The sequence below is a fragment of the Chryseobacterium sp. JUb7 genome, from assembly GCF_024806495.1.
Classification (GTDB): Bacteria; Bacteroidota; Bacteroidia; order Flavobacteriales; family Weeksellaceae; genus Chryseobacterium.
Genome location: NZ_JANUFF010000002.1, coordinates 85,663 through 111,982, shown reverse-complemented (window position 1 = coordinate 111,982; position 26,320 = coordinate 85,663). Strand labels below are relative to the sequence as shown.

Below are 26,320 nucleotides of genomic sequence, written 5' to 3'. Positions count from 1 at the left end.
TATGAAAAAACTTCTACTAATGTGCATGATGGCGCTTGGGATGGGCGCGTCTGCACAAATCACTTTGGGTAGTGGCACTACTACAAGCTATTACCCCGTGTATCCTTACTACGGATATACTTATTCTCAACAAATATTTCCAAAATCGGAAATTAATGCGAATGCGGCCGGAAATATTACCGGATTGAAATTTTACTGTGCGTCAACAGTAAGTTTGGCAAATTCCAATGATTGGACTGTATACCTGGGAACGACTACGAAAACTAGTTTTAGCTCAAGTACAGATTGGGTTGCTCCGTCTGCTCTTACTCAGGTCTTTACAGGAACGGTAACAAACAATGCCGGAGTAGTGGAAATTACTTTTGCAACGCCATTCAGTTATGATAACATCAATAACTTAGTGGTAGCTGTAGATGAGAACAAATCCGGATATGACAGCGGATCTTCAGGGAATTTCTATTCTTACTCGTCAACGTCTAACACGAGTATCTATTATGCCAGTGATTCGACGAATCCGGATCCTTTTGCTCCGCCGGCAGCCACCAGCAGAACAGCAAGAAAATCCAATGTTACTTTCCTGGGATTGGCAGCAAGTCTTTATCCTAACTGTCCTACAGTTTCATCACCTGCAAATAGTGCAACCGGAACTTCTGTAACACCTACAGTTTCATGGACTGCAATATCAAATGCTACAGGTTACAGACTTTCTGTGGGAACAACTTCAGGAGGAACAGACGTTATGAATAACGTAGATCTTGGGAACGTTACTTCTTATGCATTTGCTTCATCTTTATTGTATGGTAAGCAGTATTTTTACACGTTAAGCTCATATAATACAAACGGATCGTCTTCAGGATGTTCTGAAATGAATTTTACGACGAAAAATATCGGATGTCCTACGGTATCTGCACCTGCAAATAATGCAACGGGTGTTGCTTTAACGCCTACGATTACGTGGGGAGCTGTAACTGATGCTACAGGATACAGAGTTTCTGTGGGAACAACTGCCGGAGGTACAAACATTTTGAATAATGTAGATTTAGGAAACGTTACTTCTTACACGTTCCCGACATCATTAGCTGCAGCAACGAAATACTATTACACGGTTAATGCTTATACTGCAACTAATACTTCTGCTAGCTGTACAGAAAGAAATTTCACCACATTATGTACAAATGCGATCACTACACTTCCTTGGACAGAAAACTTTGATGCTTTATCATCAGTAGGTTCAGGAATTGTTCCGACATGTTGGTCTGCAGTTGCTGGTACGACAAACTGGAGCTCAATGAGTACTTCGTCTACAACATATAATGCACCGAAGTCTGCACCAAACTATATGACTATTCCGTATAGTAATACAACGGCAAGTCAGCTTTGGACTCCTGGTTTTGCTTTAACAGCAGGAACTGCTTATGAATTCTCGTTCTATTATAATACCAACGGTACTTCAAGTTCATATACAGGTTTCACAGGAGATGTTCAGGTGAATAACACACCGTCTATTAACGGAGCTACTTCTATCGGTTCGTTTATTACATCTACTCAGGGTACAACTGCCTATACTCAGTATAAAGTGGTTTATACGCCTGCAACTACAGGGAACTATTATTTTGCTGTAAACGTTTCTTCTACAGGTTCGCCTTGGTATTTAGGAGTTGATGACTTCAAAATGCAGGTTGCTCCATCTTGTATTGAGCCTTCAAATATTACAGGTGCTAATATCACAACTTCATCAGCTGATATTTCATGGACAGCTCCTGCAACAGCTCCTGCAAACGGATACGATCTTTATTACAGCACAAGCAGTACGGCACCGGTTTCCACAACTTCGCCAAATTATACTGCGATTAATGGAACTTCACAGTCTCTTGCAAATCTTTCTGCTTCTACATCATATAATGTTTGGGTAAGATCTCGTTGCAGCAGCTCTGATCAGAGTGCTTGGACTGGTCCTTATGTGTTGGCTACATCAATTACGAATGATAACTGTGCTTCTCCGTTAGCGTTAACGGTAGGAACAACTTTTGCTTCTACAGCAATAAATGCATCAAACATTGGAGCTACTAACGATGGATCTGCAAGCTGTATTTCAGCTGCTTCTAATATAAATAATAATGTTTGGTATTCTGTAGTAATCCCTGCAAGTGGTAACGTTGTGATTGAGACAGCGGCAGTTGCCGGATCACCATTTATTGATTCTGTGATGGAAGTGTATTCAGGAACTTGTGGAAGCTTTACATCTTTAGGATGTAATGATGATATCAATGGTGCATCAAACAGATTCTCAAGAGTTACGTTAACAGGCCAGACTCCAGGGTCTACAGTATATGTAAGTGTTTGGAAATATTCCGGAAACACAAGTAACTTAGACGGTCAGTTCCAGGTTTCTGCATATGACGCAAGCAGCTTGGCTACCAACGAAACTTCTGCTTCTAAAAGCACCATTAAAGTGTATCCGAATCCTTTCGCTGATGTATTGAATATTTCAGATATTTCTAAAGTGAAATCTGCATCTATTTCAGATATCGCAGGAAGATTGGTGAAAACAGTTTCTAATCCGGATTCTACACTTCATTTAGGGGAATTGAAATCAGGAATGTATTTAGTTACTTTAGAAATGAAAGATGGTTCTAAACAAACTATTAAAGTAATTAAAAAATAAATTTAATTCATAATTATTTATAAATTAATGAATAGCGGCTAATTTAGCCGCTATTTTTTTATAATATTTCAAATTTTTGAGAAATATTAAGAGTTTATTGCTAATTTTAGGCTTCACAGCAAATTAATTAGTTTATGACAAAATTTTTACTCTCGTGCCTGCTCACACTAGGCATGACTTTGAGTGCTCAGATAAGTCTGGGTACAGGAAGTACTGATGTCGGAGTTGCTCCGATAAGTACGTATTATGGATATTCCTATGTACAGCAGATTTTCACAAAACAGGAAATCAATGCGAATGCAGCAGGTAATATAACAGGATTGAAATTCTATCTGGATCCTTCGTCTTCTATTGCAAGCTCTTCGGATTGGGTGGTTTATCTGGGACTTACTACCAAAAGTACCTTTTCTTCAGAATCAGACTGGGTTCCGCTTTCTCAGCTTACTCAGGTATATGCGGGAAGCGTAAGCAATAATAACGGAGTAGTGGCAATTACATTTGCAACTCCTTTTCCGTATGATAATCTGAAAAATATTGTCGTAGCTGCAGAGGAAAACTCCCAGGGATATGATGGTAATGATGAAGCGATGTATGTGTACAGTGGGGCTTCAAACTCAGCTATTTATTTCAGAGATGATTCTTTAGATCCTGATCCTGCGGTTCCGGAGATGGGAAACCTTGTAGATTATAAATCGGTTATCACTTTTGAAGGTCTTGCAGCCAGCGCTATTCCGGGATGTCCTGTGATTACCTCGCCTGCAAATAATGCTGCTTTTGTTCCTTTATCTTCTCCCATCACATGGAATGCTTCAAGTGGGGCTACAGGTTATAAAATTTCTATAGGAACGACTCCCGGAGGAACTGATGTTGTCAATCAACAGGCTGTAGCCACCAATAGCTTTACTCCGTCTGTCCCTTTTGCTCCGTCTACCCTGCATTATGTTAAAGTGGTAGCTGTAGGATCAGCAGGAGAATCTTCCGGATGTTTTGAAAATGTTTTTGAAACGATGCCACCTGTTCCTTCAAACGATGATTGCGCAGGGGCTATTACATTAACGGTAAATCCTGATCTCAATTGTGGAACTGTCACTTCAGGGTATACAATCGGTGCTACAGACTCGGGACAGCTACCGGATCCTTGTTTTGGTAATCCTGATGACGATGTTTGGTTTAAATTTGTGGCAACAGCAGCTACTCACAAAATATCACTTAGCAATATCGTTTCTATAGGTACAACTACAAATGATACAGATACGTATTTTCAGGTACTGGGAGGCTCTTGCAGCAGCTTAAACAGTATTTTATGTTCTGATCCGGCATCAGGAACGGTTTCCGGATTAACACCGGGAAATACCTATTACGTCAGAGTATACAGTTATTATGGGGACGGATCGAATCAGAGTTTTGATATCTGTATCGGATCATTCCCGCCACCGCCAGTGAATGATGCGTGTTCCGGAGCAATAATGGCTTCTGCATTTCCATATACTTATACACAGTCTGATGGAGGAGGAGCAACAAATAATAACGGATTTATTACAGCTTGTAGTGACGGAATGAATGACGGAACATGGTTTACGTTTGTAGGAGACGGAAATACATATGATATCAGCGTTTCATTGCCTTCAGGAAGTGATTTTGATTCTCAGATCGGAGTTTACACCGGAAATTGCAATAATCTGGTGTGTGAAGGCACCGTAGACAATGCCGGAGGAGGTGATACCGAAACAATTTCCATTGCTACAGCAGCAGGAACTACTTACTATATTAATGTCGGAAATTTCAGTGGCTATACAGATGAAGCTGAAGGTACATTTACGATTAACATCAATAATAATTCATTGGGAACTTCAGAAACAGTGAAAGATAAAGATCTTATTAAAGTTTATCCTAATCCGTTCACAGAGGTACTTCATATTTCAGATGCAGATCGTGTAAAATCTGTTTCTATAAATGATATTTCAGGAAGATTAGTAAAGACGGTAGATAAACCGGGCTCTGCAATTTATTTGAATGAATTAAAAACCGGAATGTATATTGTAACCTTATTCATGAAGGACGGCACTAAACAGTCTGTTAAAGCAATCAAAAAATAATTCATCTGAAATCTGATGAATAAAATGGCTGTCTCAATGTTGAGACAGCCATTATTTATTTATTTATTAGGAACGGGTTGTATGTCTCCCGTGTTCATATGCTCGAAGACGGTAGGGAAAAACATTGCAAGTATAAAATAAATGATGATCATTAATACAATTAAAGCAAAAAGTATAATAACTAAACTGTTTGGCTTATTTTTCTTTTTTGGTTCCATGATTTTGTGATATTTTAGTTAATAGATTGAATTGATATTTTAAACTAAGCTAATTTCTTGCCACATTGTTTGCAATACCTTGCATCATCATCAATATCTTCATTTCCGCAACGCTCACATATTTTTTCGAGGTTTTGCCTTTTGTTTCTCATTTCCGCAGTTACAATTCCCGTAGGAACGGCAATAATGGAATAACCGGCAAGCATTAAAACCACCGCAAAGAATTTTCCCATCGGAGTAATGGGTGATACGTCACCATAGCCCACGGTAGTTACAGTCACTACGGCCCAGTAAATCGATTGGGGAATCGTTTCGAATCCGGGTCTTCCTCCTTCTACCATAAACATCAGTGAGCCTACAATGACGGAGAAAATGATTAAAAACAATAGGAAAATATAGATTTTTCTTGAACTGTTTTTTAAAGCTCTTACAATGACAGTACCGTCATTCATAAAATCCAGAAGATTAAAAACTCTGAAAACCCGGAGCATTCTCAGCATTCTGAAAATCAAAAAATATTTGGTAACAGGGAAAAAGAAACTTAAATAAAAAGGAACCAGAGCCAGAAAATCAATAATTCCGAAAAAACTGAATATATAATGTTTTTTATTTTTTAATACCGCGATTCTGCTCCAGTATTCGGCAGTGAAAAATACAGAAATAATCCATTCAAGAATAATAAAAGTATAATGAAATCTCTTATCCAGTTGGGGAACACTTTCCATCATGATGATGAGTGTGCTGATAAGGATCAGGGCTAATAAAATAATGTCAAATAATTTTCCGAGTTTGGTGTCGGAACGATAAATAATTCGGTAAAGAAACCTTTTCCAAAGGACATCTTCGGGAACAAGGTTGTGCTCTCTTTCCATTTTTAATGTTTTTTTAAAATTAACAAATTATCCCTATTTTCGTAACAAACATACAGAATAAAATGACAATAAGTGAAGTAATTTCAAAAATAGAAAAGCGTATTCCGCTTCAGCAGGCAGAAGATTTTGATAACGTAGGATTATTATGTGGAGTTCCGACGCGCAATGTGAGTGGAATTCTGGTGTGTCATGACGCTTTGGAAAATGTTGTAGATGAGGCCATTCAGAAAAATTGTAATTTAATAGTATGTTTTCATCCTATTATCTTTTCAGGATTAAAATCGTTAACGGGAAAAAATTATGTTGAAAGGGCAGTCTTAAAGGCTATTGAAAATAAAGTAGCCATCTATGCCATTCATACAGCCTGGGATAATGATTTTTTTGGAGTCAATGCAGGAATCTGTCATCAGTTGGGACTGAAAGATCTAAAAATTCTTCAGCCTAAAAAAAACAACTTAAAACAATTAACGGTTTTTGTCCCGAAAGATCAGTCCGAACAGGTAAAGGAAGCTTTGTTTTCAGCAGGAGCGGGAAATATTGGTTTCTATGATGAATGTAGTTTTACCATCAATGGAAAAGGAACTTTCAGACCGACAGAAGGGTCAAATCCTTTTTCAGGACAGCAAAATATCCGTGAAAATGCTGATGAAGATATGATTTCTGTTATTTTTGAAAGCTATAAACAAGGACAGATTGTTGCAGCAATGAAATCGGCACACCCTTACGAAGAAGTTGCCCATCAGATTCACAGTCTGGATAATGAAAATCAATATTCAGGATTGGGAATCTATGGTGAACTTGAAGAAGAGATGGATGAAAAAGATTTTCTGAAATTCGTAAAGGAAAAATTCAACCTTGAAATCATAAGGCATTCTGATTTTACTCATAAAAAAATTAAAAGAGTAGGTGTTTTGGGAGGTTCCGGAGCAAGTGGGATCCGATCTGCAATTTCCAAAAAATGTGACGTTTACCTTACCGGAGATATCAAATACCACGATTTTTTTCTCGCAGAATCCAAAATGCTGATCTGTGATATAGGACATTTTGAATCAGAACAATTTGTTACTCAACAATTATTTGAAATTTTATCACAAAAATTTAGTACATTTGCAATCTCAAAATCTATTGAGAAAACAAACCCGGTAAATTATTTCATTTAAAATATGGCAAAAACCAACGATATTTCAGTTGAAGAGAAGTTAAGAGCTTTATACGATTTGCAGATCATTGATTCTAGATTGGACGAAATCCGAAATACAAGAGGAGAATTGCCAATCGAAGTAGAGGATCTTGAGATTGAAATCGAAGGTCTTGAAAAAAGAGCTGAAAAATTTCATGCAGACATCAAAGATCAGGACGATCAGATCAAAACGAAGCATGAAGTAATTAACCATGCAAAATCTTTAATTGAAAAATACAAGTCTCAACAGGATAGCGTAAGAAACAATAAAGAATTTGAAGCTTTAGGTAAAGAAATTGAATATCAGGAACTTGAAATTCAACTTTCTGAGAAGAGAATCAAAGAATTCGGTGCTAAAATTGCTCACAAAAACGAAACTCTGGATGAGTTGAACTCAAAAATCAACGATCTTAAGAATCACTTGAAATTCAAGAAAGAAGAATTAGAAGGTCTTATCTCTGAAACTCAGAAAGAAGAAGATTATCTGATTGAGCAGTCTAAAGAATATGCTGGTAAAATCGATGAGAGATTATTAGCTTCTTATAACAGAATCAGAACGAGTTCTCCAACTGGTCTTGCAGTTGTAGGATTGGAAAGAGGAGCTCCGAAAGGATCTTTCTTCACGATCCCGCCTCAGAAGCAAATGGAAATTGCTCAGAGAAAGAAAATTATTATCGATGAACATTCAGGAAAAATCCTTGTTGATGATGAATTGGTAATGGAAGAAAACGAAAGAATGAAAACGGTAATTAAATTCTAATTATTGTTTTTATAAAAATATAAAAGCTGCTTCATCGTTGAAGCAGCTTTTTTTATGGTGATGTACGTGATCTGAATATTCAATTAATGAATATCGGCGGACTGTACATGCACTTTAATAATATTTTCCAGAGAATCCAGATAAGCAAAAGGCTGCTTGTAAACCTCGTAAAAAGAATACATTCCGTTAAATAATTTATCGACACTCAGTCTGCTGCTGTACTGAACCGGCAGAACTTCTTTTCCCTGAATATTGTAAATCCCATATTTTCCATTGGCATTGACGATAAAAAAGTTTTCAGAATTTTTAATCATATCATCAAATTGTGGGGCGATGATCTCTTTTCTTTCAGCTACATTATAAACACCCCATTTTAATCCTGTAGAAGTTCTTTTTGCAATATATATAAAATTATCAATCATAGACTCTGTAATCATGTCATATGTATTGTTGAGAATAACATTGTAATCATTATCCATAATCCCATATTTATTGTCCTTTTTAAAGTAAATAAAATGATTGGGATGATTGGCTGTCATAAAATATTCTTCATATATTCCTGATTTGCCCGGGGCTACGAAACATTCAGGAATAATTTCGTCATAAATAAAATCCGAAATCACTTTGCCCTGGTTGTTGACAATGGCCAGTTTATTGGTTTTTCGTAAAGTTATAAACGCTTCATTTACATCGTCGTAGCTGTTGTTTCTGAAAATTACATCTTCAGGAGCAACATTGAATTTAATAGGCTTTCCTTCCAGATTCATTAAAACAGTCTTGGTCTCTTTTGGAGTTTTTCCTTCTATCGTTCCTTTTAAAAAATAGTTGTAAGGTGAAACTCTGTCATAAATAAAATCCGTTAGCGGCTTGAAACTTTTTGAATAAATAGCTGCCTTTTTATTTAGATTATTAACAATAATAATAGGTGTATTCTTATTTCCACCCTCTAAAAAATAACCGGTTGGTTCTTTTAAAATTAAGTTGCCTTTCATATCATAGGCATAAGTGCCTTCAGCTTTATTCGCAGATAAAAACGGTACATTTTTTCCTAAGGCAACGTATGTGAATTCTACGGGAAGGATAAGTTTTTTCAAAGATTTATCATAAAGGCCGAATAATTTTTCGTCTTTACTGACTTCAAATAAATTGTCAGATAAAGGCTTTGCAATTCCGTAATTTTTAGGAACTCCATAGTTATCAGGATTCTTTTTTGTCCTGAATTGAAGCCGGTCATTGCCTTGCCGCTGAGTGTGCTGTATTTTTTCTCCTTTTGTATTTAAAAATATATAACTGGCATCAGTTCTGGCTTTAAAAATAGAATCTTTATATATAGAAACACGATATCTTTTTGAAGAAGCAGGTCTTTCAATATATTCATGCTCTTCATAGATGAGCGTCTCGTAAATGAATGGTGTTATTATTTTTCCGTAATTGTCAGCAATGGCCCATTTGTAATCTTTCTGAAGGAAAAAATGATCATGAAATTCAGGTAAAGGACTGGTTGATTTATACATTCCTGTAATAGCTTGATACTCATTTTTGAGTATTTCCTTACCATAAATATCAATAATCCCGAATTGATTGTTCTTTAATGTAGAAGCATATACCAAGACAGGATGAAGGCTGATGGTATCAAACTGGCTGATGCCATCATACCCTTTTTCTTTTTGAAGTTTTGAATATTCTGATTTGATGAGGTTTCCGTTTTTATCGGTTTCCAGTTTCTTTTGAGAATATGAAAAAACGGCCAGGTTGATAAAAGCCAATGAAATAAACTTTACGGAGAGAATATTTTTTTTCATTTATTGAAAAATAGGAAGGTATTAGTTATTTAAAAAATGTAATGATCAAATATACAGCATTATCTTTTGCTTTCAATAAAAAAGCTGCTTCGGTGTGAAGCAGCGTATGTTTTATGATTCGTGATGTTCGTACATCTTATTGTAAAGAGCAATGAATTTTTCTTTAATCGCTTTTCTCTTCAGTTTTAGAGTTGGGGTCAAAAGTCCCGCATCGATACTCCAGACTTCAGGGGTAAGTTCTATTTTTTTGATTTTTTCCCAGTTTCCAAGGTGTTCGTTGATTCCGTCAATTTCTTTCTCAATTCTTTCCTTTAATTCGGTACTTTTTGCGATTTCCTGCGGAGTAGAGCCAACATTTAAATTATTTCTCATCGCCCAGCTTTTTGCAAATTCAAAATCAGGCTGCACCAGTGCACAAGGCATCTTTTCACCATCACCAACCACCATGATCTGTTCGATAAATTTAGAAGCTTTTGCTAAATTTTCAATCGTTTGAGGAGCAATATATTTACCGCCGGAAGTTTTAAACATTTCCTTTTTACGGTCTGTGATCTGTAAAAATCCGTCGCTGTCAACATGCCCTATATCTCCGGTTTTAAAGTATCCGTCTTCCGTAAATACTTCCTTGGTCATATCTTCATTTTTGAAATACCCTTTAAAAACAGAAGGTCCTTTTACCGTAATTTCGCCATCCTCCTGGATTTTTACGCTTAGGTTATCCAAAGGTAAGCCAACGGTTCCGATTTTCATTTTTCCAAAGGTATTAACCGAAATAACCGGGGATGTTTCTGTTAAGCCATAGCCTTCCAGAATAGGAATTCCCGCATTTTGGAACATTAAATTTAGCCTTGTTGATAATGCTGCCGAACCGGAAACCAATGTAATGATTTCTCCTCCCAGACCTTCTCGCCATTTTTTGAAAACCAATTTATCAGCAATTATTTCCATTAAACCTGAAGGTCCGGTTACGGTTTTCTTTTTGGAAATTAAATTTAAAGCCCAGAAAAATATTTTTGATTTCAAGCCGCCTGCAGAAGATCCTGTGTTATAGATTTTATCGTATACTTTTTCTACAAGTCTAGGCACAACGCTCATATAGTGAGGCTTCACTTCTTTTACGTTTTCACCCATTTTTTCTATGCTTTCAGCGAAATAAATCGAAAAGCCATTGTACTGGAAAAGATAAAAAAGCATTCTTTCAAAAATATGGCAGATGGGTAAAAAGCTTAACACTCTTGTATCTTTATAATCCAGGCTTCTTTTTTTCGGAATTCTTGGAATAGAACCCAGAACATTCGAGACGATATTATGATGGGTCAACATTACCCCTTTAGGTCTTCCTGTTGTTCCCGAAGTATAGATAATGGTAGCAAGATCTTCAGGATTTATAGCTTTTGAAAGGTCTTCCACTTCGATTTGGGTAGAATCATCTTCACCAAGATCAAGAATTTCCTTCCAGTTAGCGGCTCCGCTTACATTATCAAAAGTGAAAATTCCCTGTAGAGTAGGGATATTATGTTTCACCTTCATTACTTTGTTGAAAAGCTCTTTATCAGAAACAAAACAATACTGTATTTCAGCGTTTGTAAAGATGAATTCATAATCTTCCGGAGAAATACTTGGATATACCGGCACAGAAACGACACCGATCTGAGAAAGCCCAAGATCCATTACAGCCCATTCTGTACGGGAATTGGTTGTAATAAGAGCAATTTTGTCACCAGGTTTTATTCCTAATTTTAAAAGTCCTCTTGATATTTTATTCCCTTGGTTAATAAATTCCTGAGTAGATGTTTTTTTCCACTCGCCATGATATTTGGTTACAAACATATCCGATTTAGGATATTTTTCCAGGGCATAATGAGGTATATCGAATAATCTTTTGATTGTCATGATTTTTTAAGTAATAGTTAAAGGATTTTAAATATAAGCATTTTTTTTAATTGATGAAATCAGAAGTTATTAATTAGAAAATACTTAAATGTTTGCCATAATATATTGGATAATAATTGTGGTTTGAATGATATTTTAAAGATAATTTAAAAATTACAACAAACCTTTGAACAGCCTTCTGGTTGCCGGTTTAAGAGCTCTCGTGACTAAGTTTTAATTCTATTTTCAGATTTGCTCAAAAAGTGTAAATTAGCGACCATCTAATTATTAATTTTTATGGACTTTAATTTATCGGAAGAACAGCTGATGATTCAGCAGGCTGCAAGGGATTTTGCACAAAACGAACTATTACCCGAAGTAATCGAAAGAGACCGCGACCAGAAATTTCCTACTGAACAGGTAAAGAAAATGGGAGAAATGGGGCTTTTGGGAATGATGGTGGATCCTAAATACGGCGGTGCCGGAATGGATAGTGTTTCTTATGTTTTGGCGATGGAGGAGATTGCAAAAATAGATGCTTCTGCAGCTGTTGTAATGTCTGTAAACAATTCATTGGTTTGTGCGGGTCTTGAAAAATTCGCTTCTGAAGAACAAAAAGTGAAATATCTTACTCCTTTGGCAAGCGGACAGGTTATCGGAGCTTTTGCTCTTTCTGAGCCTGAAGCTGGTTCTGATGCTACTTCTCAGAAAACAACTGCAGAAGATAAAGGAGATTATTACCTTTTAAACGGGATCAAAAACTGGATCACAAACGGTGGAACAGCAACGTATTATATCGTCATTGCGCAAACAGATCCTGAGAAAAAACACAAAGGGATTAACGCATTTATCGTTGAAAGAAGCTGGGAAGGTTTCGAAGTAGGTACTAAAGAAGATAAGTTGGGTATCAGAGGAAGTGATACGCACTCTTTGATCTTCAACAACGTAAAAGTACCAAAAGAAAACAGAATCGGAGAAGATGGTTTCGGATTTAATTTTGCAATGGCAGTTTTAAATGGAGGTAGAATAGGTATTGCTTCTCAGGCATTAGGTATTGCTTCCGGAGCTTATGAATTGGCTCTGAAATATGCTAAAACAAGAAAGGCTTTCAAAACAGAAATTATCAATCACCAGGCTATTGCGTTCAAATTGGCAGATATGGCAACTCAGATTACAGCGGCAAGAATGCTTTGCTTTAAAGCTGCGTGTGAAAAAGATGCAGGAAAAGATATCTCTGAAAGCGGAGCTATGGCGAAATTATACGCTTCTCAGGTAGCAATGGATACCACTATTGAAGCGGTACAGATCCACGGTGGATACGGATATGTGAAAGAATATCACGTAGAAAGATTAATGAGAGATGCCAAAATCACTCAGATCTATGAAGGAACTTCTGAAATTCAGAAGATCGTTATCTCAAGAAGCATTGCAAAGTAACTGCTTACTTTATTTGAAATAGTAAAAGGCTCTCAGTTTTGGGAGCCTTTTTACATTCACACGAACCACAAAATATATAATATTATTTAGTCATAAACAGTTTGGAAAGCTGAAGTCTTATTATCAATTCTAAAAATATCCTCAGGATATAATGAGTTTGATGTTTAGTACTTTTAAGACTACTATAAAATTAGAAATAAGACTTTTTATAAATCTGAAATTTTGATTAAAATATTATTAAAATAAAATAAATCACTGCGATTTACTTTAAAATTTTATTTAGTATCGTTGTCAGGTAGTTTTTTATTCCTTTTTTTGTAAAAGTAATATCCGATTCCGGCAATTAACAGCAGCGGCCACAAAGGGAGGATAAACAGGAAAATAGAAGTAATCACTTCCCATCCGGAAGATAGGGCAGCCAGAGATTTTTCACCAAAGGTATTGGGCTCTTTCTGAAGTTCTGTTTTGTCGGATAAGGTAATTGATACACTGCAGATCGAATTTTCCGCATAATTATTTCCAAAAACTTCTACATTTTTATTTTCAACATCCCCGATCTTGCTTAGATCATTCATAAGATCATCAAAATTCTGAATAGGAATTTTTACCTGTATCTCATAGATTTTCTGGTCGGTTCCGGAATAGGATGAAGGCGTATTTCTTACAGGCTCGGTGACAGCATAAGAAAGATTTTCACTTTTGATAAAGCCATTGTTTCTTTTTACTTCGTCTTTAATAATTTCTTTTGCGGTGTCTACATTGTCTGTATTGATGGAAATGAATCCGGATTTTACCATTCTGTTTTTTGCAGCAGTGATCTCGTAATTTTCCTTTTTAGGCTGATCTTTGTAAATGATTTTGGTTTCTTTGATCACTTTCGGAGCGGGAACATTGACAAAAATTTTTTCGTTCTTTTTTTCCGCAGAATCTTTCTTTTCTGTTTTAGACTCCAGCTTTGTTGACGAGATTTTACTGGATAATGAATCAATACTTTTGGAGGTATTTTCTATCTTTTCCTTAACATCATCTTTTACCGTTTCAAATTCTTTTATTTTAATATTCGCAGAGTCTAAAGCTTTATGGGCTTGATCACTTACCTTATTTATGGTTTGAGATGCCTCTGTTGCGGCACTGTCTGCGGAGTTTATAGCTTTTTCAAATTGAGAATGGGTAGTTTCTCCTTTTTTACACATCACGAAAGTGCAGGAAACTGCGGCGATAAGTATGAACTTTTTCATAAGATTAATTTTTTGATGAAGTAAAATTAGCAGTGAACTTCTTGTACCGATTGTAAAAGAAATGTATTGTATTGGTAAATTTGTAAATGGTTTTAAATCAGTTTTTTGTAATTGTTTTACAATTGTTTTACAAATTATTTCTATTGATTTAGAAAAATTTTAATACCCGTTTATTATAATTAATAAAAGGATATATAATTAAAATATGCATATCATCACCAAAAATTGAATTTTTCAAATAAATAATTCAATGAATTCTTTGTTTATAAGAACTTAACTTAGTTTAAGAAGTTTTACTTAAATAATTAATATATTTGTTTATTATGAATATGATAAGGAAAATTTTTTGTTTATCGTTTTTTTCTGTTGTATTGTTCTTTTCTTGTGTTAATTTGAAAAGTGTTTCGTCTTTTAATCAACAAAAACAAAATTTGAAAAAGATAGAGTTTGTAGAAATAAGAAGACTGAATGCCAGCAGTGGTTTAAAAGAATCAACAGTTGTTAAAACCACAAAAGAGATCAAAGAGCTATACAAAAAGCTGAATGATTCAAAATATTCCAGATCGACTCCGATTCCTGTATTGGAAAATGAGAATGAATTTTTTCTGGTATTAAAGCCGCGAATGAAAACACTAAAAAATGGAGACATTGAGGTAGAAAAAATAGAATCTGACGGCTCAACGTTATGGGTTACCTATAAAGAAGTTGAAAATGATGAGTATAAAGAAAATAAACAATTGAATCCCATTCTTATTATTAAAATTTTAAATAAACCACAAAAAATAAAATTGAACCTAATACACTGAATTTATGAAAAAAAAACTATTATTTCTGGCAGGCTTTCTCGTGATATCGGGGTCTGCATTAGCACAGCAGAATCAATGGACAAAAGTTTCTGAAAAAAATGTCAGAGATTCAAGAGAAAGGAGTATAAAAGTTTCAGGATATGAGCTTTTAAGCCTTAATACGAACGAACTTAAATATCAGTTATCCACAGCTCCGGACAGATCCAAGATATCATCAGCAAAAGGAGTATTGATAAAATTTCCTAATGATCAGGGAACGTTTGATACCTATGAAGTATATGAAGCTTCTACTATGCATCCTGAGCTTCAGTCAAGATATTCGGACATTAAATCATATATCGGAACTAAAATCGGAGAACCGACAAGCAACATAAGATTTACATATGATCCTTATTTCGGACTTAATGCGGTCGTAAAAAATACCAAAGGAATATATTATATAGATTCTCATTCTCATGATAATAAGATTTATATGGTGTATGACCGTAAAAATGCATCTTCTCAAAACAGATTCGAATGCTTATTTAAAGAAGATGAGATTCTTAAGCAGGCATCAAACGGAGGGCTACAGAATAAAACGGTTATCGACGGTTTATTGCGAAGATACAGGCTTGCTATTACCACCACTACAGAATATACAGCTTATATTGCCCAACAGGCCGGAGTAGGTGCCGGAACAGATGCTCAGAAAAAAGCAGCAGTACTTGCTGCTGTGAACCTTGCAGTAGCACGCCTTAATCAGGTTTTTGAAAATGATATTTCAGTAACCCTTCAGCTGATCGCGAATACAGATGCATTGTTTTTCATTAATACAGATACTTTTGATGCACTCGATGCAGGGCAAATGATCGATGAAAATATTACAGTGACCAATAATGCAATCGGAGTAAATAATTACGATATCGGACATGTGTTTTTCCAGGCTTCACAAGGGAATGATAACGGATTGGCATATACGCCGGCCGTTTGTAATAACAACGTAAAAGCAGGTGGAGTTACAGGATCTGCTGCCCCAGTGGGAGACCCTTTTGTTATTGATTATGTAGCTCACGAAATGGGACATCAGTTTGGAGCCAACCATACTCAGAATAATGCCTGCAACAGAAACACGGCGACATCGATAGAACCGGGAAGTGCAAGTTCGATTATGGGATATGCCGGAATTTGTCCGCCCAATGTACAAAACAACAGTGATGCCTATTTTCACAGTGTAAGCATTCGTGAGATGTATCTCAGAATTACAGGAGCAGGAAACTGCGGAGTAAATACAGCTACAGGAAATAATGAGCCAACTGCCAATGCCGGACCCGACAGAACGATTCCTATCGGAACACCGTTTGCATTAACGGGAGCAGGTTCGGATCCTGATGGGAATGCCATTACCTACAACTGGGAACAAATTGATGCTGGAGCTGCTTTAATGCCGCCAAGACCTACCAATACAGTAGGGCCTATGTTCAGATCAATGTGGGCAACAACTTCGCCGACGAGATATTTCCCTAGGCTGTCAACAATTATTGAAGGCTATGACCCTTCTATTTTAACAGCTTCAAATTACAGATCATGGGAAAAATTATCTACTGCAGCGAGAACGCTTAATTTCTCATTGTTGGTAAGAGATAATAATCCGGTAGGCGGGCAGACCGGACGTGATGATATTCAGCTTACTGTTTCAGCCGCTGCAGGACCTTTTACGGTAAGCTCTCAGAATACTGCAGGTATTACATGGACAGCCGGTCAGCAGCAGACCATTACCTGGAATGTAGCTAATACCAATGCTGCTCCTGTAAATACGGCCAACGTAAGTATTCTTATTTCAATGGATGGCGGTCTTACATTCCCTAATACATTGGTAGCAAGTACTCCAAATAATGGCTCTTATACATTTACAGTTCCAAATGGACTGGGAAATTCTTCTAATGCCAGAATTATGATTAAAGCAGTGGACAATGTATTTTTAAATGTTAATACAACCAACTTTACCATCAATTCTAACCTGTCTACAAACGAACTTGAAAAAGAAGACGGATTGAAAATTTATCCGAATCCTTCTAAAGGAATATTTACCATAGAATCAGATTCTAAAACCAATATTTCTTACACGGTATTCGCAATGGATGGAAAATTGGTAAATCCTAAAAAAGAAGTTTCCCGTAATGGAGGCAAAATTCTGGAAAAAGTGAATTTATCAGATCTTCCATCAGGAGTTTATATCATTCAGGTGGATAAAGATGATCAGAAAATCTCTAAAAAATTATTGATCAATAAATAATTGAACTCACCAATAAAAAATAAACCGTTCAGCGAAAGTTGAACGGTTTTATTTTGAGTTTTAAAATGACTGTTTAGTCATTTGTTCCATATCCGATTAATCCAGGAAAAGATATATAAAACGTTCCGGCTTCTACATCTTCATATAAAGACTTCCACCAGTTATTAATCTCTGTTTCTGTAAATACTCCGTCTGAAATGCCTTTTTGTAATATTCCTATATAGGCTTTCTCTACAATTTTCAGAAGTATCTCATCATTGCCGAAATAAGCATATGGCTTTACTTCTACATTTTTAAAGCCATTATTTTTTAAGTGAAAATATATATCTGTGCCTACATTACCGTTGGGAAGATGATCTGTAACGTAATGGATAATTCTCCTTGTAAGTGCTTTATCTTTATGAGACAGCAGAGTTCCGTCCCAGTGCAGGTCAAATATTACAAGCCGTCCACCTGGCTTAAGAAGTCTTTTAAATTCTTTAAGTACTTTTTGCGTATCTTTAATATACATTAAAACCCTTTCAGTTCTTACAGCGTCAAATGTTTGATCCGGAAAAGGCTGAGTGTCTGCTTCTGCTACAAAAAAATCAAGAGGCAGATCAGAATCAGATGCTTTACTTTTTGCGAATTCAATCATTACAGAACTGATATCCGTACCGGTTACTTTTCCCGTAGGATTTACCTGTTTTGCCATTTCCAGTGCCTGAATACCGATGCCACAGCCAACGTCAAGTACATGCTCACCCGGTTTTAGGTTCAGCAGTTTTATTTGTAATTCCAGACTTTCTTTAACAATGGGATAGGCTGCAACATTTTCAAGAAACTGTATTAAATACTCATATTCGGAACTGTCGACTTGTTGAAAGCCTGAGATAATCGTTTGTTTTTCCATGGTGATGTAGTTTGATGTTTTTTACAGAATTAATAAATATTGAAGTTATTCATTGTATTCTGTTGATATCAAATATACAAAGTTTTAAAAAGAGTGTTTGTTTTATCAGAAAATTTATTGATTTATTAAAATAAAAAATCCGTTGAAATTTTCAACGGATTGCTGTTTATTTTAAACTGTTTAATTAGCTATTCTGGAATTCACTGATGAAATGAAGCTTCACATTCGGGAATTTTTCCTGAGTCATGTGAATTGTAAATGATGAATCTGCCAGGAATACCAATTGATTGTATTTATCTCTTGCTAAAAATCTCTGTTTTAGTCTTGCAAATTCTTTAAATTCTTCAGATTTTTCATCGGCCTCGACCCAGCATGCCTTGTGCATGGAAAGAGGTTCGTATGTACATTTTGCTCCATATTCATGCTCCAGACGGTATTGGATAACTTCATACTGAAGTGCTCCTACCGTTCCGATGATTTTTCTATTGTTCATTTCAAGAGTAAAGAGCTGTGCAACCCCTTCATCCATCAGCTGATCGATACCTTTGGCCAATTGCTTAGCTTTTAACGGATCATTGTTGTTGATATATCTGAAATGTTCAGGAGAGAAACTAGGAACTCCTTTGAAGCTCAGTTTTTCACCACCAGTCAGTGTATCACCGATTCTGAAACTTCCGGTATCATGAAGACCCACAATATCTCCCGGGAAACTTTCGTCTACCACTTCTTTTTTATCTGCGAAAAATGCATTCGGAGAAGAGAATTTCATTTTTTTACCTTCTCTTACCAACAGGTAATTTTCATTTCTTTTAAATACCCCTGAAACAATTTTAACGAAAGCTAAACGGTCTCTGTGCTTAGGATCCATATTCGCGTGAATTTTGAAAACAAATCCTGTGAAAGTGTTTTCTTCAGGCTTCACCAAACGTATATCACTTTCCTTAGGCTGTGGCATAGGTGCAATATCGATGAAAGCATCCAGTAATTCGCGAACTCCAAAATTATTTAAAGCCGAACCAAAGAAAACTGGCTGCAAATCTCCTTTCATATAATCTTCACGATTAAATTCAGGATAAACAGACTGTACCAGATCAAGCTCTTCTCTTAAAGTGGCGGCTGCTTTTTCACCAATAATCTCATCAATGGTAGGATCATTAATATCATCAAACTTGATCGCTTCACCTACTTTCTGCTTTTTTTCTTCAAGGAACAACTGGATATTGTCTTCCCAGATGTTGTAAATTCCCTGAAAATCACTTCCCATACCAATTGGTAATGAAAGCGGACAAACCGTTAATCCTAATTTTTGCTCAACTTCATCCAGCAAATCGAAAGCGTCTTTACCTTCACGGTCCAGTTTATTAATGAAAACCAACATCGGAATGTTTCTCATTCTACAAACCTGAACCAACTTTTCAGTCTGTTCCTCAACCCCTTTGGCAACATCGATTACAACGATTACAGAATCAACCGCAGTTAAGGTTCTGTAGGTATCTTCAGCAAAATCCTTGTGACCCGGAGTATCCAGGATGTTGATTTTGTGGTCTCTGTATTCAAAAGCCAATACGGAAGTAGCCACAGAGATCCCTCTCTGTCTTTCAATTTCCATAAAGTCGGAGGTGGCTCCTTTTTTTATTTTATTGGATTTTACCGCACCAGCTTCCTGAATAGCCCCTCCAAAAAGCAGCAGCTTTTCTGTAAGAGTGGTTTTTCCGGCATCGGGGTGGGAGATAATTCCGAAGGTTTTTCTTTTTTCTATTTCTTTGATTAAGTCTGACATATCGTGTATTGAAGTTGCAAAAATCGTGAATTTTGTCGAATCCTGAAAATTGAATTTGTTTTAACCGCAAAGGGCACAAAAGTTTTTAACACATTAGCAATTTAAGATCAAATTCTTTACGTATAGAAGTGCACATTTGTTTAATAAAAAATGATTTTTTATTTAGTTCGTTTTTGTCAACCTGAGAATAGGCTTAAAAAATATCTTTTGCGACTTTTGTAGTCTAAATAAAGCGTTTATTTAATTTTTATAAATATTCTTGCAATCAGTGCTTTAAAGTTTTCATTTTAAGCAAATAGGCCAATCCGAGCCCAATAAACACCATGGCAGCACTAAAAGGGAAAATATAGCTCATTCCGTAAATGTCTGCAACCCCCCCAATTAACGGACCGGCGACACCTAGCGAAAGATCGATGAAAAGCCCATATCCGGCCAATGCAGAGCCCTGACTTGAAGGAGAAACACTTTTGATGGCAACAACCCCCAATGCAGGAAAAATCAATGAAAATCCCAAACCTGTAACTCCGGCCCCCAAAAGTGCCATCTGAGAATTTGTTGCAAAGGCAATAATTAAAAGCCCAATGGTTTCTACGAACAGACAGGCTATCGCTACTTTAATTCCACCATAATTATTGATCACATTGCTGAAAACCAATCTTCCTGCGACAAATAGTCCTCCGAAAATACTAAGACATAAAGCTCCGTTATTCCAATGAAAATAATTGTAATATAATGTAATAAAAGTTGAAATACTTGCAAATCCAATTCCGCCCAACGCTAAGCAAACCCCAAAAGGGGCAACTTTTCCCAGTACTTTCCAGAACGACTGAGCTTCCTGAGGATTGGTATTGGTTTTATTTTCTTTGGTTTTTGCAAAAAGAAAGCCAAGGATTCCTAACAGGATGGAAAGAATTCCAATTCCGTAAAGGCTGAATTCGTGCTCAATTGTTACTCCCAGCGAAGCGCCAATGGCAAGAGCACCATAGCAGGCAACACCATTATATGAAATGATTTTTGCAGTATGTTTTTCACCAACTGCCATAATCGCCCAGTTGATAGGACTGGCACCAATCATCCCTTCGGCACAGCCGGTGAGTAAACGTGTAACCACCAAAAAAGAAAGACTGATAAAGGGTGAAAGCTTAAAATAATAGGCTATTATTAAGAAAATACCGGTTAAAGAAAAACTCAGCATACTAAACAATACTGCAGGTTTCGGACCTTTCCCATCAATGATTTTTCCGGAATATGCCCTCAGGAAAAATGTAGATACATATTGTAAACTGATGACTAAGCCGGCAACGACCAAACTAAAACCTAAATTTTTATTAATAAAAATCGGAAGAACAGACAGAGATAATCCTATGATGAAATATCCTACAAAAGTAAAACACACATAAGTAAGCAAGGATAAGTTAACATTCTCTGACCGATTTACTAAACTATCCATGTTGAAAAAATTAAGGTGCAAAGTTACTTCATAAAAATAGCTTACACGGAAATTTTACCTTAAAAAAATATAAAATTTAAATAAGCGAAGGAAAAGTAATGGTCATGTGATCTTACACCAATATTTTTAAGATAATAAAAAGAAGAAATATCAGTCCAAAAGTGATGATCCCCAGAATAATCATTCCCCCTAGATATCCTTTTCGAATGGTTCTGTCATATTGAAACGTTTTTTCATTAATGTAATAGTCAGAATATACAATCGGATCAATTTGTAAATCAGGACGGAATATTCGTATTCCGTTTATAAAATGGGCATACAGTAAATGTTTGTTTTTAAGCACCGTTAAATCCAAATTCATATCTATAACCATTTGTAAAACAGTGTTTTTTGGATCTTTGATATGTACAACTAATTTTTTAGCCAGTGTTTTTTGGTTTGCATGTTCTGAATAAACATCTTTTCTAAAAGAAATTTTTTCAGCATACGTAAGATCAGCATAGGCAATTGTTTTTATGATCTCATCGTTTGAGTCGTAATGTACAACTCCTTTTTCATTCACTATTATTTTATGGGATCTCAGATGTCTGGTTTTAAAATAAAATTTAACAAGTGCATACAATCCCGAAATGGTCCCGATTTCAATGATCATAAGGATCATAAACATACTTGTTCTGTGTTTCAGTTGATACAAAACTCCTTTTTGGAAAATATCATAGATTGGAAATACGACAATGGTAAATATGATGATTGAAAAGAAAATAAAAGTGGCAACTCTTGCTGTAAAAGTAAGAGTGGAATTAATTTCAGACTCTATTATTGGAAATTTCTCCTTCATATCAACCGTTTGATGTTAAAAATATAATTCCTATAATGATGGCAGTTAAAAAGATAAGTAAACCAAGAATTAAAACCCAGGATATTTTCCCGTTTGGAGAGGTTTTCCAAGAGTCTTTGTCAATTAAATAATTATGTAATACTATCGGATCAATTTTGAGATCCGGTCTGAAAACAGAGATTCCCTGAAGAAAATGAGCATATAGCTCATATTTATTGTTCACAACATGTAACGGAAGGTTCATATCAAGGCGTATCATTTTAGGTTCATGGCTTTCTGGCTGAACATAAACTTCAAGGAGCGGAATAATTCCTGAGTTCATTGTATTTACTGTTTTGATGTCAAAAGCCTGACCGGATGAGCAGAGCTCCGAATATAGTATTTTTTCGGTGACTTCTTTTTTGGTATTATAAAACAGAAGTCCTTTTTCAGTTACTGTAATTTCACGGGCAAGCTGATGTCTTTTAAAAAAATAATATCTAAGTGCCGGTATTAAAATTAAAAAGGATATAGAAAAACAGATGACAGAAGGCCACAACATCACTGTAATTCCTCTTTTATAAATACCGTAGATGGGCAGCAAAAAAAATAATACAAAACTGAACAGCAGTAATCCGAGCAGTGTTATTTGAATAAGCCAAGCTCCCCATTGATTGATTTCGGATTTTATACTTGGAAATGGTGTTTCCGGATTCATTTTTTTATGTGATTGTGATGAATAGGCGAAAATAAGTATTTCCGTTTTTAGTTGTCTAAAGCTTTCAAAAAAATTACCTTTGTTTTCAATAAATTTTTACAAGAAATAACATGGAAAACAGTAAATATCCCAAATTTACATTCACATGGATCGGCGGAGTTGTTCTGTTAGGAGGATTATTCATAGGAACAATGTTCGTATCTTTTTTCAGTACTTTTTGGAAAATTGTTTTCGGTGAAAACCTGTCTATCAAAGAATGGTATCTCACGGTTGCCAATGCGGTCGGGTTTTCAACGGCGATTGCTTTTTTCGATTTTTTCATTGTAAGACCGACTACAAAGAAGAGACTTAACTTCAATTTCTCACCCACCAATTTTTACACCTATCTGTTGATTTTTCCGATGATGATCGGGATGATGTTTATTGCAGAATTTATTACTTCCCAAATTCCGACAACAGGACCTTTTTTCGGAGAATATTACGAGTTTTTTAATCGATTAATGGGTCAGCTGACGGATGATCCTGTAGTGATGATTATTACAGCAGTTATCATGGCGCCTGTTTTTGAAGAAATTATCTTTAGAGGAATTATTCAGAAAGGTTTAATGAATAAAGGTATAGAACCTTGGAAGGCTATTGTTTTTTCATCGGTGATCTTTGGATTGGTTCACGGGAATCCGTGGCAATTTGTTGGAGCTGTTTTACTGGGCTGTGTTTTAGGGTTGGTGTATTATAAAACAAAATCTCTTTTATTACCCATGTTGCTGCACGGTTTCAACAATCTGTGCTCATCGTTATTGATTACTTACACTAAAAATGAAAGTTTTGCAGATGCGTTTAAAGTATCTGAATGGATTATATTACTTATCGGAATTGTACTTTTTTCTTTGTTCTACTATCTTTTTATGAAGAAATACAAGGTGCATTACTCCGAAGTTTAATTTTAAACACAAATAATACTGCCTGTACTGATCACAAATTGAGATTGGTGCGGTTCGTGAAAAATATTTGTGAATCTCATGTTAAATAAAAAAAATGAAATTGGATATGGAATTACTGGTGGCAACCCACAACGAACACAAAAAAGAAGAGATACAACAGATTTTAGGCAACGGATTTATCGTAAAAAGTCTTACCGATTATAATATTCACGAAGAAATCGTGGAAGATGGAGATTCATTCAATGCGAATGCATTAATTAAGGCTAAATACTGCTTTGAGAAAACAGGAATTCCAAGCTTGGGAGACGACAGCGGTTTGGTGGTAGAGTCTTTGGACGGAAGACCCGGAATTTTCTCGGCGCGCTATGCCGGAGATCATGATTTTGCAAAGAACATTGAAAAAGTCCTGAGCGAAATGGAAGGTGTGGAAAACAGAAAGGCTTATTTCATCACTGTTTTATGCTATTATGATGAAAATGGAGCCCAATATTTTGACGGGAGAGCTCATGGAAATTTATTGACTGAGAATAGAGGTTTCAAAGGCTTTGGTTATGATCCTATTTTTGTTCCTGAAGGACATGAAATGACTTTCGCAGAAATGAATCCTGAGGATAAAAACAAAATAAGCCACAGAAAACAGGCTCTGGATTTATTTTTAGATTTTTTAAAAGATAAAAAATAGCTGAAGGCTGAGGTTAATAGATTGTAATTTTACGATCTTAAATTTAATTTTAATATCAGCCTAAACAGAAATCTTATTTTTAACCTTAACCTAAATCCGTACATTTGTCATTATAATAAACTTTTGATTTGAGTACTTATTTAACTATATTAGGCTTTAATTCAGCGATTCCCACGATCAATTCTTCACCGACTGCACAGCTGCTGGAGATGGAAGAAAGACATTTTCTTATCGATTGTGGTGAGGGAACTCAAGTTCAGTTGAGAAAAGCAAAAGCAAAATTTTCAAGAATCAATCATATTTTTATCTCTCACCTTCATGGAGATCACTGTTTCGGCTTGCCGGGGCTTATTGCGTCTTTCAGATTGTTGGGAAGAGATACACCGCTTCATGTTTACGGTCCGAAAGGAATTAAAAATATGTTGGAAACCATCTTTACCATCACGGAAACACACCGTGGTTTTGAAGTTGTTTATCATGAACTGGATAAAAATTATTCAGAAAAAATTTATGAAGACAACAGGTTAGAAGTATATACCATTCCGTTGGATCACAGAATCTACTGTAACGGTTATCTTTTCAGAGAAAAACCAAAAGACAGACATCTGAATATGAAAGAAATTTCTAAATACGATGAGATTGAAACCTGTGATTATCATAATATCAAGGCTGGGAAAGATTTTGTCTTAAGTGACGGTTATATTCTTAAAAATGAGAAGCTGACGACAAATCCGGAACCATCGGTGTCTTATGCCTTCTGCAGCGATACGAGATATTTGGAAAGTGTCATTCCGATTATTAAAAATGTGACGGTTCTCTATCATGAGTCTACATTTTTACACGATTTGAAGGAAATGGCAGATTATACAGGCCATACAACGGCATTGGAAGCAGCAAGAATAGCGAGGAAAGCTGAGGTCGGAAAATTAATTCTGGGACATTTTTCAAACCGGTACGGAGATTTGACGGTATTTACGGATGAAGCCAGAACGGTCTTTCCGAATTCATTTTTACCAAAGGCTCTGGAGCCTGTGAAAATTTAAAATTTGTATGTTGAATTTTGAAGAGCTGAAAGGCTTCTTAGACGAAAAGGCAGATCTGTACAATAGGCCCGATTTTATAGAAAATGATCCTATCCAGATTCCGCATCGTTTTTCGCTGAAGCAGGATATTGAAATTGCGGGTTTTCTGGCGGCTACCATTTCTTGGGGAAACCGAAAATCTATCATCAATTCGGCTGAAAAAATGTTGGCGATTATGGGGGATTCTCCCTATGATTTTGTAATGAATTATTCGGAAAATGATCTTAAAAATATACAGGATAAAAGTATACACCGGACATTTAACGGGGAAGATTTTACTTATTTTATCAGACAGTTCAGTAGAATTTATAAAGAAAATGATAGTCTTGAAAGCCTGTTTACAGTTAGTGACACAGAAACGAATTTTCAGCATGCTATTGAGAGATTCAGAGGCAGTTTTTTGGAAACTGAAAAACACAGGAGCCATAAGCATGTAAGTTCACCTTATAAAAACTCTTCGGCAAAAAGAATTATCATGTTTCTTCGCTGGATGGTCCGCAAAGATAAGCGAGGAGTTGATTTTGGAATTTGGGAAAATATAGATCAGAAATATTTATCTATTCCACTGGATGTACACACAGGAAATATTTCAAGAAAATTAGGCTTGGTTTCCAGAACCCAAAATGACTGGAAAACGGTGGAAGAACTGGATCTGGCTATCAGAAAGCTTGATGAAAAAGATCCTGCGAAATATGATTTTGCATTGTTTGGATTGGGAGTGACAAAAGAATTATTATAAA

Annotated in this window: 21 protein-coding genes; 11 read left to right on the top strand and 10 right to left on the bottom strand. The window is 35.8% G+C overall.

Translation table 11 applies throughout. The features are described from left to right. Window position 1 precedes the first annotated feature (1 nt). Together M2373_RS04100 and M2373_RS04095 are read left to right on the top strand one after the other, a co-directional pair. Window positions 2-2,665, top strand: coding sequence for a fibronectin type III domain-containing protein (locus tag M2373_RS04100; RefSeq protein ID WP_259107841.1), 2,664 nt, complete (start codon window positions 2-4; stop codon window positions 2,663-2,665). Between the two features lie 134 nt (window positions 2,666-2,799). Next, on the top strand, window positions 2,800-4,761 hold the full coding sequence (locus M2373_RS04095) for a T9SS type A sorting domain-containing protein (protein WP_259107838.1): 1,962 nt from the start codon (window positions 2,800-2,802) through the stop codon (window positions 4,759-4,761). 59 nt (window positions 4,762-4,820) lie between these two features. Here M2373_RS04095 and M2373_RS04090 read toward each other — a convergent pair whose 3' ends face one another. Together M2373_RS04090 and M2373_RS04085 are read right to left on the bottom strand one after the other, a co-directional pair. Then, entirely contained in the window at window positions 4,821-4,979 is a 159-nt protein-coding gene (locus M2373_RS04090) for a hypothetical protein (RefSeq protein ID WP_259107835.1), read from the bottom strand. A gap of 44 nt (window positions 4,980-5,023) precedes the next feature. After that, a complete protein-coding gene (locus tag M2373_RS04085; protein ID WP_259107832.1) occupies window positions 5,024-5,851 on the bottom strand; it encodes an ion transporter in 828 nt (275 codons plus the stop codon). 62 nt (window positions 5,852-5,913) lie between these two features. On the opposite strand from M2373_RS04085, the gene M2373_RS04080 reads away from it, so the two are divergent. Together M2373_RS04080 and M2373_RS04075 are read left to right on the top strand one after the other, a co-directional pair. Then, a complete protein-coding gene (locus tag M2373_RS04080; RefSeq protein WP_259107829.1) occupies window positions 5,914-7,011 on the top strand; it encodes a Nif3-like dinuclear metal center hexameric protein in 1,098 nt (365 codons plus the stop codon). Window positions 7,012-7,014: 3 nt separating this feature from the next. Then, complete coding sequence (locus M2373_RS04075) at window positions 7,015-7,791, top strand: zinc ribbon domain-containing protein (RefSeq protein ID WP_259107826.1); 777 nt, start codon at window positions 7,015-7,017, stop codon at window positions 7,789-7,791. An 83-nt stretch (window positions 7,792-7,874) separates the two neighbouring features. Here the strand turns inward: M2373_RS04075 and M2373_RS04070 are convergent, their stop codons facing one another. Both M2373_RS04070 and M2373_RS04065 read right to left on the bottom strand, forming a co-directional pair. Beyond that, entirely contained in the window at window positions 7,875-9,593 is a 1,719-nt protein-coding gene (locus M2373_RS04070) for a WG repeat-containing protein (protein ID WP_259107823.1), read from the bottom strand. 111 nt (window positions 9,594-9,704) lie between these two features. Next, entirely contained in the window at window positions 9,705-11,486 is a 1,782-nt protein-coding gene (locus tag M2373_RS04065) for a long-chain fatty acid--CoA ligase (protein WP_259107820.1), read from the bottom strand. Window positions 11,487-11,762: 276 nt separating this feature from the next. On the opposite strand from M2373_RS04065, the gene M2373_RS04060 reads away from it, so the two are divergent. Then, entirely contained in the window at window positions 11,763-12,902 is a 1,140-nt protein-coding gene (locus M2373_RS04060) for an acyl-CoA dehydrogenase (protein ID WP_259107819.1), read from the top strand. A 275-nt stretch (window positions 12,903-13,177) separates the two neighbouring features. Here the strand turns inward: M2373_RS04060 and M2373_RS04055 are convergent, their stop codons facing one another. After that, window positions 13,178-14,140, bottom strand: a complete 963-nt coding sequence (locus M2373_RS04055; RefSeq protein WP_259107816.1) for a DUF4349 domain-containing protein — start codon at window positions 14,138-14,140, stop codon at window positions 13,178-13,180. A 431-nt stretch (window positions 14,141-14,571) separates the two neighbouring features. Between M2373_RS04055 and M2373_RS04050 the strand changes: the two genes are divergently transcribed. Further along, on the top strand, window positions 14,572-14,946 hold the full coding sequence (locus M2373_RS04050) for a hypothetical protein (RefSeq protein ID WP_259107814.1): 375 nt from the start codon (window positions 14,572-14,574) through the stop codon (window positions 14,944-14,946). Window positions 14,947-14,950: 4 nt separating this feature from the next. Continuing rightward, complete coding sequence (locus M2373_RS04045; protein ID WP_259107811.1) at window positions 14,951-17,218, top strand: reprolysin-like metallopeptidase; 2,268 nt, start codon at window positions 14,951-14,953, stop codon at window positions 17,216-17,218. Between the two features lie 73 nt (window positions 17,219-17,291). Here the strand turns inward: M2373_RS04045 and M2373_RS04040 are convergent, their stop codons facing one another. The 5 genes from M2373_RS04040 to M2373_RS04020 form a co-directional block, all read right to left on the bottom strand. Beyond that, window positions 17,292-18,110, bottom strand: a complete 819-nt coding sequence (locus M2373_RS04040) for a methyltransferase domain-containing protein (protein WP_259107808.1) — start codon at window positions 18,108-18,110, stop codon at window positions 17,292-17,294. Between the two features lie 184 nt (window positions 18,111-18,294). Continuing rightward, on the bottom strand, window positions 18,295-19,890 hold the full coding sequence (locus M2373_RS04035) for a peptide chain release factor 3 (RefSeq protein ID WP_259107805.1): 1,596 nt from the start codon (window positions 19,888-19,890) through the stop codon (window positions 18,295-18,297). A gap of 265 nt (window positions 19,891-20,155) precedes the next feature. Beyond that, window positions 20,156-21,340, bottom strand: coding sequence for an MFS transporter (locus M2373_RS04030; protein WP_259107803.1), 1,185 nt, complete (start codon window positions 21,338-21,340; stop codon window positions 20,156-20,158). Between the two features lie 112 nt (window positions 21,341-21,452). Further along, window positions 21,453-22,178: a hypothetical protein gene (locus M2373_RS04025; protein ID WP_259107800.1), complete on the bottom strand. Its 726-nt coding sequence runs from the start codon at window positions 22,176-22,178 to the stop codon at window positions 21,453-21,455. 1 nt (window position 22,179) lies between these two features. Next, complete coding sequence (locus M2373_RS04020) at window positions 22,180-22,875, bottom strand: hypothetical protein (RefSeq protein WP_259107797.1); 696 nt, start codon at window positions 22,873-22,875, stop codon at window positions 22,180-22,182. A gap of 110 nt (window positions 22,876-22,985) precedes the next feature. Between M2373_RS04020 and M2373_RS04015 the strand changes: the two genes are divergently transcribed. The 4 genes from M2373_RS04015 (at window position 22,986) to M2373_RS04000 (ending at window position 26,319) form a co-directional block, all read left to right on the top strand. Further along, window positions 22,986-23,816 carry a CPBP family intramembrane glutamic endopeptidase gene (locus M2373_RS04015; RefSeq protein WP_259107795.1) on the top strand — a complete coding sequence of 277 codons (831 nt, stop codon included), beginning with the start codon at window positions 22,986-22,988 and terminating at the stop codon, window positions 23,814-23,816. 94 nt (window positions 23,817-23,910) lie between these two features. After that, window positions 23,911-24,498, top strand: a complete 588-nt coding sequence (rdgB, locus tag M2373_RS04010) for an RdgB/HAM1 family non-canonical purine NTP pyrophosphatase (protein ID WP_409013183.1) — start codon at window positions 23,911-23,913, stop codon at window positions 24,496-24,498. A gap of 128 nt (window positions 24,499-24,626) precedes the next feature. Further along, window positions 24,627-25,541: a ribonuclease Z gene (locus tag M2373_RS04005; protein WP_259107792.1), complete on the top strand. Its 915-nt coding sequence runs from the start codon at window positions 24,627-24,629 to the stop codon at window positions 25,539-25,541. A gap of 7 nt (window positions 25,542-25,548) precedes the next feature. Beyond that, window positions 25,549-26,319 (top strand): TIGR02757 family protein, encoded by a 771-nt coding sequence (locus M2373_RS04000; protein ID WP_409013182.1) that lies wholly within the window; start codon window positions 25,549-25,551, stop codon window positions 26,317-26,319. Window position 26,320 lies beyond the last annotated feature (1 nt).